This window comes from Sporosarcina sp. P2, from assembly GCF_002743255.1.
Lineage (GTDB): Bacteria > Bacillota > Bacilli > Bacillales_A > Planococcaceae > Sporosarcina.
The window spans coordinates 1-12,561 of sequence record NZ_PDYY01000002.1 but is presented as its reverse complement, the minus strand read 5'-3'; the positions used below and the strand labels follow the sequence as shown (position 1 = coordinate 12,561).

Genomic DNA, 12,561 nt, shown 5'->3' with positions numbered 1-12,561 from the left:
TAGTATGGCGCGATTAAAGGTTGGAGATGTATTTGAAGTCGATACAACGAGTGGTAAAGCGTATATTCAATATGTTTTACATAATGAAGTGATTGGAGATTTAGTACGTGTATTATCAGGTGTATATGATAAAAGACCAGAAAACCTGATTGACATAATTAATGTGAAAGAGGAATACTTTGTACATTTTCCAGTTAAAGCGGCTAAAAAGCGAAAAATAGTAGAACTAGTTTCAAACTTTGAATTGCCTAAAGGAATAGAAGTTCCTACTAAATTCAGAACTGAAATAATGGATAAGGACGGAAATCTGATCGGTTGGCATATCGTGGACTATGATACGTGGCAAAGAGAAAAAATTAATGAATTATCGGAAGGACAAAAAATGTTGTCTCCGTGGGGTACATGGAATGATAGTTTGCTTATTGAAAGAATTTCTCAAGAGTGGACATTAGAAAATTGGGGATAGTGTTTGTAAATACCATGTAGGGTGTATATATTTTCTAATGGAATAATTCATAAACCTTGATTGGCTACAAGCGTATTACCTATTTTAAAAAAGTACTAGTTATTCACACGATTACGAGTCCTTCAAGTATCTGGTGCTTTTCATCAGCGTTTCCAATATTGTACCATTAAGTGAAGTAAGAAATAATGGATATACCGCAAAAGGACCATTATATTGAATGAATCTTGGAAGGAGTGACGGTGTGAAAGCAAAAGAAATTCTTCAAGAATTAGATGCATACACTGAGGATTATAATTTTCCTATACTAGATAATTATAATGTTGACTTAGCACAATGTAGGATTACTGTTTTTAGTGATAAAGAACAATGGTTAATTGTATTTGAAGTTGTAGGAATAGACATAAATCAGGAGATAACTACTGATTTATATATTTATAGCAATGTCACTAGACAGGGAGGTTTATTAACAGGTATAGAGGACATGGTAACCTTAGAAAATAAAGAAAACTGGTATGATGACGAAGGCAAGTTTATTGTAAATCCGTTTCATTTAGAACTTATTATAATGGGAGAAAGGGTTACATTAAACCCTCAAAAGACTGAATATATAAAGTTAGGAATTAATACGAAAGCATTTAATTTAACTAAGCTTCTACGTTATCTAAATTCACAATACGAAGAAAAATTATGGTTAACGGTCGAATTTCTACTAAACGAGATAGATGAAAGTATTGAATTACCATTATTTTATCAAAGTAATGAATGGCAACATCCTGATATTAGTAATGGACAAAAACCAAGCGAAAGTATGTTTTTTCAAAGTCTGTCACAAGCAATCGAATCGAATAATGTGGATTTAATAAAATCGGGTGAATCAAATACTCACTGGTCTAATTGGACATGGAGCGATTTTGAAAACCAAGAAGAAGATATGGAATAAAGAAGTGTTATGCTAACGGCGGCGGTTGTTGGAAAGCGACTACCCTTTAGGAGATATGAATTAAAACTTCTTTCTGCAAACGCGCGCGATTGCTTTATAAGTGATTGCGTCAATATCGCAATCGAGCCAAATTATTATATTAAACAAGCGGATTAGTCTGTAGATAAAGGAGGTTTATAAGAATATAAAACGTAAAAGGAAGGTCTGGGGGATAGGTTCAGGAGTATTTATTGTATTTGTTATAGTATTCATATCTTGGTATTATCCATTGTCGCTTTTTAGCATCCATCGAAGCTTTACATTTCATCCTGGTTCAGAAACCCATAATGGCAAAACCTACGAGGAAGAGATTGGCGAGTGTAAAGCTGCCTATGTGAAGGATCTAAAAACGGATTTAGAAAGTGATAATTACCATAAATGATTCACACGAGAAAAATGAACGGTTGAAAACATTTGATCCACTGAAATAACAAGAGCTTTAAAAACAGGGTATAAAAGACTGGAAACAAGCCTGTTTATAGACCGCGCAAAGAAATACCAAGAGCTTAATTTTAGGAAAGAAACATTTGGGTTGCTTTTTTATTTAATGTCTGTTATATTTAAAGAGTATTATCTTTGTTCTTTTTCAGATCGAGAATATATTTCATGGAAATATATTTTGTTTTTCGTCTAAAGTTTTGAGCAAGTATAGTAACATCATTGTGTGGACATCCACACTAGGAGGCAATTAATTATGGAACAAGGTACAGTGAAATGGTTTAACGCAGAAAAAGGTTTCGGTTTCATCGAGCGCGAAGCAGGAGAAGACGTATTCGTACACTTCTCAGCAATCCAAGGCGACGGTTTCAAATCTTTAGACGAAGGTCAAAGTGTAACATTTGAAATCGAACAAGGACAACGTGGCCTACAAGCTACAAACGTTCAAAAAGCTTAATAACAGCTTGGAAGAGACCCTACTTGTAGGGTCTTTTTTTATTTGCTAAAATTTATTTACAGTATATGAAAGAGCTACTCAGTAGGGTATAGGGATGAACATACATATTCAGAGTTGCTTCACATAGGTGATTAACACGGTTACTTTACTTAATAACTTGTTTTTGAACACGCGTATAACGAATCACGATCTACACGGGAAAGGAGTGTCCAAATGGAAGTAGTATACATTGCCGGTGGCTGTTTATGGGGAGTACAGGCTTTTATAAAAACCTTACCTGGCGTGATATTTACGGAAGCAGGGAGGGCGAATGGAATACTTCATTCACTCGAATGTGAGTATGATGGGTACGCTGAATGTGTAAAAACAGGATTTGATCCTGCCGTCGTAACTATTTCGGAATTAATGGACTATTTATTCGAAATCATTGATCCGTATAGTGTGAATCAACAAGGTGCAGACGTTGGCGAGAAATACAGAACGGGCGTCTACAGTGAAAACCTTGAACACTTGAAAGAAGCGAAAGCGTTTATTACGAAGAGAAGTGATGTGGACCGTATAGTTGTGGAAGTAGTACCTCTTACAAACTATGTGAAAAGTGCAGATGAACATCAAGACAGATTAGCCAAATACCCAACAGATTATTGTCATATACCAGTGGGGTTATTAACTAAATATGGTTCCTGAAGAATACGTATTTGGAATCGAGAAAAATGACAACACTCTATGATAAACTGGTATATAATGGACTTAGTAAATAAAACTTTCTTATTTCAGTAACTAAGTTTACAGTAGCGACAGATAAGGGGAGTGGGATACATTGAAATATCAAAACACGTGGGATCTAGAGAGTATTTTTGCAGGTGGAACGCATTCTGAAGAAGTACAAACGAAACTTTCGGCTGTCAAAGAAGATATTGCTCTTTATGCAGATCAGTTACACGCATGGAACAGTGATCCGGCTAATGATGCCTCTACTTTGCAAGAATTATTAAACAAGCAAGAAGTCATTGGTAAAGGCTTAGGCCAAGTGGGTACGTTTATTAATATGTGGCGTGACGCCTTCATGGATGATCCATATGCAAGCGTTGTTATAGGCCAAGTGATGGAACTAAGCAGTGAAATCCAGCAACTCTCCACAATCTTCATGAAAAAACTGGTAGCCATTTCGGATGAAAACTGGAATCAACTTCTTGAAGACGATACTTTACAGGTCATCCGTTTCTCATTAAATGAAATACGTGAAGAAGGTAAACGGTTATTATCTGAAGCGGAAGAAAAACTGATTGCGAAATTAAATAAAGATGGTCTTTCCGCGTGGAGTGATCTATACAATACAGTGGGCTCCACTATGACCGTTCCGTTTACGGATAAAGACGGGAAAACCACAGACTTATCTATCGGGCAAGCTATGAATAAAATGTACGCCGATCCTGATGCAGAAGTGCGTGCAGCGCTTTTTGAGAATTGGGAAAAGACTTGGTCTGCGAATGGACCGATCTTTGCGGACATCTTGAATCATTTAGCAGGCTATCGCTTAACGTTACAAGATGCTCACGGGAGAGAAGGCCATTTAGAAGAGCCGCTTGAATATAACCGGATGTCTGAAGCTACGCTTACTGCGATGTGGTCAGCAGTGGATGCGCAGAAACAAACGTTTATTGATTATTTAGGACAAAAAGCGGATTTAATGGGCATGGATCAGCTTGGTTGGCAAGATGTGGCGGCTCCAGTTGCGGTAGGTGAAACAAAGCCGACACGCTTCACATATGATGATGCTTGTGATTTCATTATGGAACATTTCGCTTCATTTGGACCGAAATTGACCGACTTTACGAAACATGCATTGGAAAACCGTTGGGTGGAAGCGGAAGATCGCCCAAACAAACGACCAGGTGGTTATTGCACAAGCTTGCCTGAATTTGAAGAGTCACGTATTTTCATGACATTCACAGGTTCTCCAAATGATACGAGCACATTGGCACATGAATTAGGGCATGCTTTTCATAGTCACGTTATGAAAGATTTACCGACATTGAACCGTAATTATGCGATGAATGTCGCAGAAACAGCGAGTACGTTCGCGGAAACGATTATTGCCGATGCTACCGTGAAAAATGCTGTATCCGATGAAGAGAAAATCTCTCTGTTAGCGAATAAATTAGAAGGTGCCACCGCAATGTTTTTAAATATTCGTGCTCGCTTCCTTTTTGAAGATCAGTTTTACACGGAACGCGCGAAAGGCATAGTGTCAGAAAATCGCTTGAATGAATTAATGGTAGACGCACAAAAAGAAGCTTTTGGTGCTAGTTTATCTTCTTATCATCCGCATTTCTGGGCAGCTAAGTTGCACTTCTTTATCGATAGCGTGCCGTTTTATAACTTCCCGTACACATTTGGATACTTGTTCAGCTTAGGGATCTACGCAGAATACTTGAAAAAACCTGAAGGGTTTGAAGAAAAGTATATTGCCTTATTACGTGATACTGGATCTATGACAGTAGAAGACCTCGCGAAAAAACACCTGGATGTGGATGTGACGAAAGAAGGTTTCTGGGCAGCTGGCATTAAGCTAGTAGCAAAAGACGTGGAAGAGTTTGTAGAACTGACGAATTCATTACGGAAGTAATCCTGAAGACAAAAAATCCCGCTCCTTTTAAAAAAGAAGCGGGATTTTCTAGTTGTTTTACTTATTTCCTTGTTTGTCGAACTTATCTAGTATATAACCAGCCACTGCTGCGACGAACGCTGGTACAGCCCAGCCGAGTCCATGTTCGAAAAACGGAATAACGTTTAGCCACTCGGTAACGCGATCAGAACTGTACCCCGTGCTAGCGAATACTTCGTATAACGCAAAAACGAATGTGATAAATATAGATAGCCGATACATCATCTTGCCGCCACCCACAACATGTTGGGATAAGGAAAGAATGACTAGTACAATCGAGATTGGATAAATAAATACTAATAAAGGTATGGCCAAAGCTAATATAGCATTCAATCCTAAATTAGATACTACCAAGGCGAATACTACAAAAATCGCGACATAGGCTTGGTAACTGAACTTCGGATATATTTCATTGAAGAACCTTGAACAAGCATTAATTAGACCGACACATGTCGTTAAACAGGCTAGTATGACGATGATACCAAAAAGGAGTCCTCCGCCACTTGGGAATAACATGCTTGCGGCTGCAGTTAATACTTCCGCACCGTTTCCAAATGTTTGTTCTTTTGGAATGACTTTACCAATCCATCCGAGTGAGAAATACACAACGGCCAATCCGATACTAGCGATGAAGCCAGCACCCAACGTTCCTTTAACAAGTTCTGACTTCGACCTTGAACCTTTATCTTTGAGCGCATTGATCACGACAATCCCGAACGCTAGAGCTGCCACGGCATCCATCGTGAAGTAACCTTCTAAGAATCCATTTACAAATGGAGTTGATGCATAATCATCTGCTGGAGCTGAAGATATGTTATCAAATTTGATAAACGCTTGGACAACGAGCACGCCTAAAACCAACAGTAGAATAGGTGTTAAAAACTGGCCGATGCGATCGACGATTTTTTTAGGATTTAAGCTAATGTAGTAGGTTATACCGAAAAATACTAGAGAGAATATAAGCAACGGTAAGTTGCCGTTCGCTTCCACTATCTGTTTAAATCCTAACTCATACGCAACATTGGATGCTCTTGGAATACCATAAAATGCTCCAATCGACATATAGATGATGATCGCAAAAATCATTCCGAACACTTTATGTACGCGGCTACCCATAGACAATAGCCCGTTATCAGACAAGGCGATCGCAAGAATAGCCATGAACGGTAGTAGAACGCCTGTGATTAGGAAGCCTACAATGGCGGGTGCAAAATTAGTCCCTGATTCTAAGCCTAGAAATGGTGGGAAAATCAGATTTCCAGCTCCAAAGAATAAAGAGAAGAGCATGAATCCCGTGAATAGTATGTTTTTTTTACTCACTATAATACCTCCTGATGTTTTTGTGTGTAGAGTAAAATGAAAGTACATAATATATGTGTAATTGCATTTAGAATAGTAAGACTTCGCAAAATATAATGTGAATTGTGTCGATTATGTACCCAACGTGGTTGAATTCATCTAACACTCTTCATTGCATACGATAGTTTTGATCAATCCGGTGCTCTGTTCATATACCATTATCTCTCCTTTATTTTTGCGCAGAAAAAACTCGCCCCTAAATAGGGACGAGTTTTTACTCGCGGTACCACCCATGTTCCAAAAGCTTCGTAAACGATAAAAACGTTTCATTCTAATTCATCTTACGATTATATGTTTTCCATGTAACGTTGGAAATCCGGCAAAATTTACTATTTTCAACTTTGCATCTTAGAGATGATTTTCGGATATGCTCTGTTCATCGACTCTCACCACATGTCGACTCTCTGGGGAACGAACTTCATACCGTACTCTTTCTCGTCACTGAATATTATATACTACAATATAATTTAACAGACAACTATTAGAAAGGTCAATACCTTTTACTATATTCCGAATATTACCATAGCACGTTATTTTTTAAAAGAGAATTCCTTGATCCAAGAAGAGGAAAGGCAGTATTTTATTGGTATGTGGCCTAGTGAGTGTCTTTCGTTCTGGAGCATCTATCGAATGTAGGTGTACAACCTATTATCTATACCTATTCAGACCATCGACAGGTATATTTAGTTGTCAGGAGACCCAATATGATGAGCAGGGAGTAAATGAGGTATAGCTAATTCAATAAATTCTTCTGGCGTTATCTTGTGACTATTTCTCATCCAGTCTACAGAAGCTCCGTACATGCCAGAGCTCAATATGATAGCCATAATTCTCAACCCTTCATCTTTTTCGGAATGCTGTTGTGGTGAAAGTAATTGATAAAAAATGATTTCAAGCTGTTCTCTAATAATCCGGGCAATGGTATCTTCATATCCTCTATGACAACGATTCGATAAGGATTTTTGGAAGTTCGTGATGGCTACAAAAATACTAGTTATAGCTTCTTCAGTTAATTCATTATGTGGATAATTACTACAATTCAGATTTACTAGCAATACTTCAGATAATACTTTTTCTAATAAATCATAGATATCTTCGAAGTGATAATAAAACGTGGCCCGATTAATCATCGCTTCAGCCGCAATATCTGTAATGGTAATCTCTTTAAACTCTTTTATATTCGACAGTTCCATAAAAGAATCCATAATTAATTTACGAGTGCGTTGAATTCGTGGATCTGTCTTTGGTTGATTCATATAGGTTTTCCTCCTACTTCTTATACAATATCTTCGATGTGTTGTATAAGCGACATATTCAAGGTTCTATTGGTGTTGATTCATTTCATTTTGGTATAGAATTTAGTGGTAAGCAAATGATTAACACGTGAAGCAACAGGAACTTACTGTAATGTGAATGCTCTGTAATAGTGAGAATGAATCGCAAGTATCAAGCGGATGAGACGTTTGAAAAGGGGAATCAGACATTGAAAAACAATAATAATATGATATGTGATATGGAAACAGGTGTATGTGGAGAAGCTGGAAATGAAGAAATGGAGATCATCGACTTTAACCAGCCAGCAAAAGAGATTAATCTGTACTATGTGACGGATCCTATATGCTCTCATTGTTGGGCGATTGAACCTGTTCTAAGACGTTTTGTAGAGCAGTATGGTAGTTACTTCAACATGCACACCGTCATGGGCGGTTTATTGGAAAAATGGCATGATGGGCCAATCGATCCCGCAAATGGAATTTATAAGCCGGCTGACGTGGCGGGTCACTGGAGAGAAGTTGGAGAACATGCAAGAATGCCGATTGATGGCAGTGTCATGATCGATCATCCAGTTCAATCATCTTATCCACCCTCTCGAGTATTTAAAATCATTCAAAAAAATTATAATGACGCTTTAGCATCTGATTATTTACGACGTACAAGAGAAGAACTTTTTGTATTCAATCAAAACATTTCGGAACGTTCTGTAATGATTGAAATCGTCCATACACTTGGCCTTGATGGAGAAGCGATCGTCAATGAAGCCGAACAACCAATCGGACAACAACTATTACATGAAGATTTTGCTCTGGCTAGAAGTTTAGGCGCTACTGGTTTCCCCAGCATCATTATGATCAATGCGGACAATAAAGGCGTGAAAATTGTAGGCGGACGTCCACTTGAAACGTACGTTGACGGATTAAAAAAAGTGTTAGATGCGGAAGTATTACAACCAAAGCAACAACCAGCACTTTCTAGCGTACTTGAAAAAGAAAGACTGCTTTTTTCAAAAGAAATTGAAGTCATGTATGATGTTGAACAATCAGATATTGCCTCATTTGTAGAAAAAGAACTTTCATCAAAACGTTATCAAGCAAAAGAAATTCTAGGAGAAATCTATTTTACAACTACTGAATCAAAAGGAGAATGAACATGACATACGTAGTACAAGTTGATTTTACAATGAATGGACCATTCGGGGATGACATGGCGGAAGCATTTGCCGATTTAGCAACGAGTATTAATGAGGAAGAAGGATTCATTTGGAAAATTTGGACGGAAAATCCTGAAACGAATGAAGCAGGTGGAATTTACAATTTCGAAACAAAGGAATCTGCTGAAAAGTATGTGGAGATGCACACTAAAAGATTGGCTAGCTTTGGGATTACAGACGTTAACGCTAAAATATTTGCAGTCAATTCTACACTTACCGCGATTAACAAAGGTCCCGTAAAATAAATCACTGGAAGTATGGGTATAGAAAGGAGGCGTTTATTTGTTACAAAAACTTGCAGCAAGTAGTCATTCAAAGCCGTTTACTGGACCATTTACCATTACACGGGTTCAACCAGGCAACATTCTTCAGGATGAAAAGAAGGACACGACGTTTGGACCATTAGCTATCATTGATCATGCCGTCATGAAAAAAGGTCTTACGATTAGAATGCATCAACACGTAAATGATGAAATTTTAAGTTACATTAGCTCAGGCGTCATGCATCACAAAGATTCTGCGGGTTTTGAAGCAGCTATTGCACGGAGGACACTCATGATGATGAATGCAGGAGCAGGCTTTTGGCATGAAGAAAAAGTGAAAGAAGATGAAGTAGAAATGCTTCAAATCTTCGTTCGACCGAATGAAACGGACCTACCACCGGCCATTCAATTTCATGAAAAACCGATAGATCAAAAAGATTGGTATGTCTTAGTAGGACCTGAAGGAAGCAAAGCGCCACTTTACGTCAGGCAACAAGTCTGTATACTAGACGCGCATCCGAAAGCGGGTGAAGTGCTAGACGTTCCAACATATACCGGGCTAACGCCTTTTCTATATGTAATGAATGGAGAGATTACGATGCAGCATCTTACGATAGGCAAACAAGAAGCCGTAACGAATTTGGTCCATGATCTTCCAGCTATCACCGCGAATGTAGACACGACCTTGGTGTTGTTTTTTGTTGAGATGAATGCACCGATGTCTATGGTCGGAACGATTAGTGGAGTAAAGAGCTAACGGCCGTCATACAGTAAAAAAATTAAAGTGTTGACAACTTAAATAGACTCGTGATATATTTACTACGAATTCGAGATAAGTTAATTAGTTATAACTTTGGTTGAAGTTCAGATTCATACAATTTCATTTTTTTACGATAATACCTCGAATTAGTATTAAATCAATTCAGTTTAATAATAGGAGGTATTTTGAACCTTATCATACATGATCATGTTACGGCTGTAACAAACAATGCGGGAAACAGAGATTTTCGGTTATAATCTCTCTTGAATTACATCCGCCAAAAATGAAATCATCAGTGAAACCATTCGATAGAGTAGGAAGAGTACCTACAATCAATAAAGAATATTTGTGAGGAGTCGGAAGTGAAATGGGTTTTTTCGGTACTTTTTTTGGAAAAAAACAAGAGGAGGAAATAACTATGACAAAATTAAACATAGGGATTATTTTAGGGTCAACACGCGAGGGACGCGTAAGTCCACAAGTCGGAGCATGGGTCAAAGAATTAGCAGATCAACGCGGGGATGCGAATTACACAGTTATCGATATCGCAGATTATGCATTACCGCTTTTAGGTGAATCAGGTAGAGATGCATCAGGCGCAGCAGCTTGGTCAGAAATTATCGCGAAACAGGATGGATTTGTATTCATCGTTTCAGAATACAATCATTCCATTTCCGCTGCACTTAAAAATGCATTAGACTACCTTCGTGTAGAGTGGAACGACAAAGCAGCAGGTATCGTTTCATATGGTTCAGTTGGCGGAGCACGTGCAGCAGAACATTTGCGTGGAATTTTAAGTGAATTATCCATAGCGCACGTTCGTGTTCATCCTGCATTATCCTTATTTACAGATTTCGAAAATGGCACGGATTTCAAACCAGCGGCAGTGCAAGCCGCTTCAGTAGAGCAAATGTTAGACCAAGTCATCCCTTGGACCACTGCGTTACATACCATACGCAAATAATGTACGGGTATATAGATCTTTGTAATGACCATATTAATAAAACGTATGGCCAAAATGGTAAAAATTTCGGATGCCATCCAATTGAATGTATGTAATTCGAGATAAATGCACTATACGGTGGCCTGAACACATAAAAAGGAGAGTTTTAACATGACAAAATGGAATGTAGATGCAGCGCACTCAAACGTAGGTTTTTCAGTTCGACATATGATGGTATCCAATGTGAGAGGTAGTTTTACTGGGATTGAAGGTTCAGTTACTGGGGATCTTGACAATTTAACCGATGCGAAAATCCACTTTGAGATTGATGTGAACACGATCAATACTCATAATGAAGATCGTGACAATCACCTTCGTTCAGCTGACTTTTTTGATGTAGAACAATATCCACATATCACATTTAATTCAACTGAAATTGTGAAAACAGGTGAAGACGAATATGATGTAACAGGGGATCTGAAAGTGAAAGATATTTCGAAGAACACTACGTTTAACGTGACGCGTACAGGTGCTGGAAAAAACCCATGGGGTGTAGATGTAGTCGGTTTTGAGACGGGGATAAAAATTTCTAGAAAAGAATATGGTTTAACTTGGAACCAAGCACTAGAAACAGGTGGCGTATTGGTAGGCGATGATATTACAATCACAGTAGAGCTTCAAGTGAATCCTGAATAACGAATAGCGATTTCCAATCGCATAGGCGAAGATCGGCACCTTGTAAACGACCGACGTTTCTCACGACAATGAGCTTCAGTCGTCTCATCAAGTAAATTATTTTTAAAAAGGCGTATCCTTATTCAAAAAGATCTCTATATAGCTAGTGAAGAGGCAAATAGCTGCCACTTACAACTAGTTAGTAGGGGGATACCATCATGCAAATGATCCATGAACCATTTCTGCAATTTCATCCACACACGGCGGCACAGATCGGACTTAATGAATCGATGTTCCTGCAACAAATCCATGAGCTGTCTTTCGGTCCTCATGATACGGTAGAAGGAACGCAGTGGGTGAGGAGATCGTATAAAGAGTGGCATGACGTGATGAGTTTCTGGTCAATGGCTACGATTATTCGAGCAATTCGAAAGTTGGAGAAATCCGGTTACATTCGTTCTATGCGACAGAACTTTGGAGAAAAGATGTATCTCGTAGATTACGAAGTATGTGAGTCAAATGCGATATTTCTGCTACAACCAGCGAGAGAAGAACTTTTGAACGTGAACTAATGTCTATTACAGGTGAGTGGAGGCTCTATGCTTCCGCTCTTTTTTCGTGCGATTTTGTAGCCTGAAATTAATTCCAAAATGAGTATCCTTATCCAAAAAGCCCTCTATATAGTAAGTGAAGTGGTGTATTGCTATCACTTACACGCAATAGAGGAGGAATTCCGTATGAAGTTATTAATCAATGAACAGCCATTACAATTACTACCGTCTCTTGTGCATCTAGTCGGGTTAAACGAGGCGTTATTTCTGCAGCAATTGCATTTCCGTTCACTCCATTCAAAAGATATGCATGATGGCCATTTATGGGTATGTAAAACGTATGATCAATGGTTGGAAGAATTTTCTTTCTTGTCACGAATGACGATCAAACGCACGATTTATAATTTGGAGAAACAAGGATACCTCATTTCGATCTCTGAATACAACAAGATGAAAATCGACAATACGAAATGGTACCGAATCGACTATACTCGATTGCCTGCAAGTGCGTTCG

Annotated in this window: 13 protein-coding genes, 1 pseudogene and 1 other annotated feature; of the genes and pseudogenes, 12 read left to right on the top strand and 2 right to left on the bottom strand. The window is 38.4% G+C overall.

Annotated elements, in window-relative coordinates; translation table 11 throughout:
• Window positions 1-4: 4 nt before the first annotated feature.
• From CSV67_RS02360 to CSV67_RS02340, 5 genes are all read left to right on the top strand, one after another.
• A complete protein-coding gene (locus CSV67_RS02360; RefSeq protein ID WP_099630034.1) occupies window positions 5-466 on the top strand; it encodes a hypothetical protein in 462 nt (153 codons plus the stop codon).
• A gap of 241 nt (window positions 467-707) precedes the next feature.
• Entirely contained in the window at window positions 708-1,406 is a 699-nt protein-coding gene (locus CSV67_RS16870) for a DUF7003 family protein (RefSeq protein WP_233189642.1), read from the top strand.
• 733 nt (window positions 1,407-2,139) lie between these two features.
• Complete coding sequence (locus tag CSV67_RS02350) at window positions 2,140-2,340, top strand: cold-shock protein (RefSeq protein WP_085130578.1); 201 nt, start codon at window positions 2,140-2,142, stop codon at window positions 2,338-2,340.
• A gap of 213 nt (window positions 2,341-2,553) precedes the next feature.
• Window positions 2,554-3,027 carry a peptide-methionine (S)-S-oxide reductase gene (locus tag CSV67_RS02345; RefSeq protein ID WP_099630033.1) on the top strand — a complete coding sequence of 158 codons (474 nt, stop codon included), beginning with the start codon at window positions 2,554-2,556 and terminating at the stop codon, window positions 3,025-3,027.
• 133 nt (window positions 3,028-3,160) lie between these two features.
• A complete protein-coding gene (locus CSV67_RS02340) occupies window positions 3,161-4,969 on the top strand; it encodes a M3 family oligoendopeptidase (RefSeq protein WP_099630032.1) in 1,809 nt (602 codons plus the stop codon).
• 57 nt (window positions 4,970-5,026) lie between these two features.
• On the opposite strand, the gene brnQ is transcribed toward CSV67_RS02340, so the two are convergent.
• Window positions 5,027-6,328 carry a branched-chain amino acid transport system II carrier protein gene (brnQ, locus tag CSV67_RS02335; RefSeq protein WP_099630031.1) on the bottom strand — a complete coding sequence of 434 codons (1,302 nt, stop codon included), beginning with the start codon at window positions 6,326-6,328 and terminating at the stop codon, window positions 5,027-5,029.
• Window positions 6,329-6,566: 238 nt separating this feature from the next.
• Window positions 6,567-6,818: a binding site (T-box leader), on the bottom strand.
• Window positions 6,819-7,050: 232 nt separating this feature from the next.
• A complete protein-coding gene (locus CSV67_RS02330; protein ID WP_099630030.1) occupies window positions 7,051-7,623 on the bottom strand; it encodes a TetR/AcrR family transcriptional regulator in 573 nt (190 codons plus the stop codon).
• A 245-nt stretch (window positions 7,624-7,868) separates the two neighbouring features.
• Here CSV67_RS02330 and CSV67_RS02325 point away from each other — a divergent pair, with 245 nt between their 5' ends.
• The 7 genes and pseudogenes from CSV67_RS02325 to CSV67_RS02295 form a co-directional block, all read left to right on the top strand.
• Entirely contained in the window at window positions 7,869-8,792 is a 924-nt protein-coding gene (locus tag CSV67_RS02325; protein WP_199173123.1) for a DsbA family protein, read from the top strand.
• A gap of 2 nt (window positions 8,793-8,794) precedes the next feature.
• Window positions 8,795-9,100: a monooxygenase gene (locus CSV67_RS02320; protein WP_099630028.1), complete on the top strand. Its 306-nt coding sequence runs from the start codon at window positions 8,795-8,797 to the stop codon at window positions 9,098-9,100.
• 37 nt (window positions 9,101-9,137) lie between these two features.
• Window positions 9,138-9,875 carry a pirin family protein gene (locus CSV67_RS02315; RefSeq protein ID WP_099630027.1) on the top strand — a complete coding sequence of 246 codons (738 nt, stop codon included), beginning with the start codon at window positions 9,138-9,140 and terminating at the stop codon, window positions 9,873-9,875.
• Window positions 9,876-10,245: 370 nt separating this feature from the next.
• On the top strand, window positions 10,246-10,842 hold the full coding sequence (locus CSV67_RS02310; RefSeq protein WP_199173112.1) for an NADPH-dependent FMN reductase: 597 nt from the start codon (window positions 10,246-10,248) through the stop codon (window positions 10,840-10,842).
• A 150-nt stretch (window positions 10,843-10,992) separates the two neighbouring features.
• Window positions 10,993-11,517 carry a YceI family protein gene (locus tag CSV67_RS02305; protein ID WP_099630026.1) on the top strand — a complete coding sequence of 175 codons (525 nt, stop codon included), beginning with the start codon at window positions 10,993-10,995 and terminating at the stop codon, window positions 11,515-11,517.
• Between the two features lie 197 nt (window positions 11,518-11,714).
• A complete protein-coding gene (locus tag CSV67_RS02300) occupies window positions 11,715-12,068 on the top strand; it encodes a hypothetical protein (protein WP_099630025.1) in 354 nt (117 codons plus the stop codon).
• A 165-nt stretch (window positions 12,069-12,233) separates the two neighbouring features.
• Window positions 12,234-12,561, top strand: a pseudogene (locus CSV67_RS02295) (hypothetical protein); the annotation flags it as partial.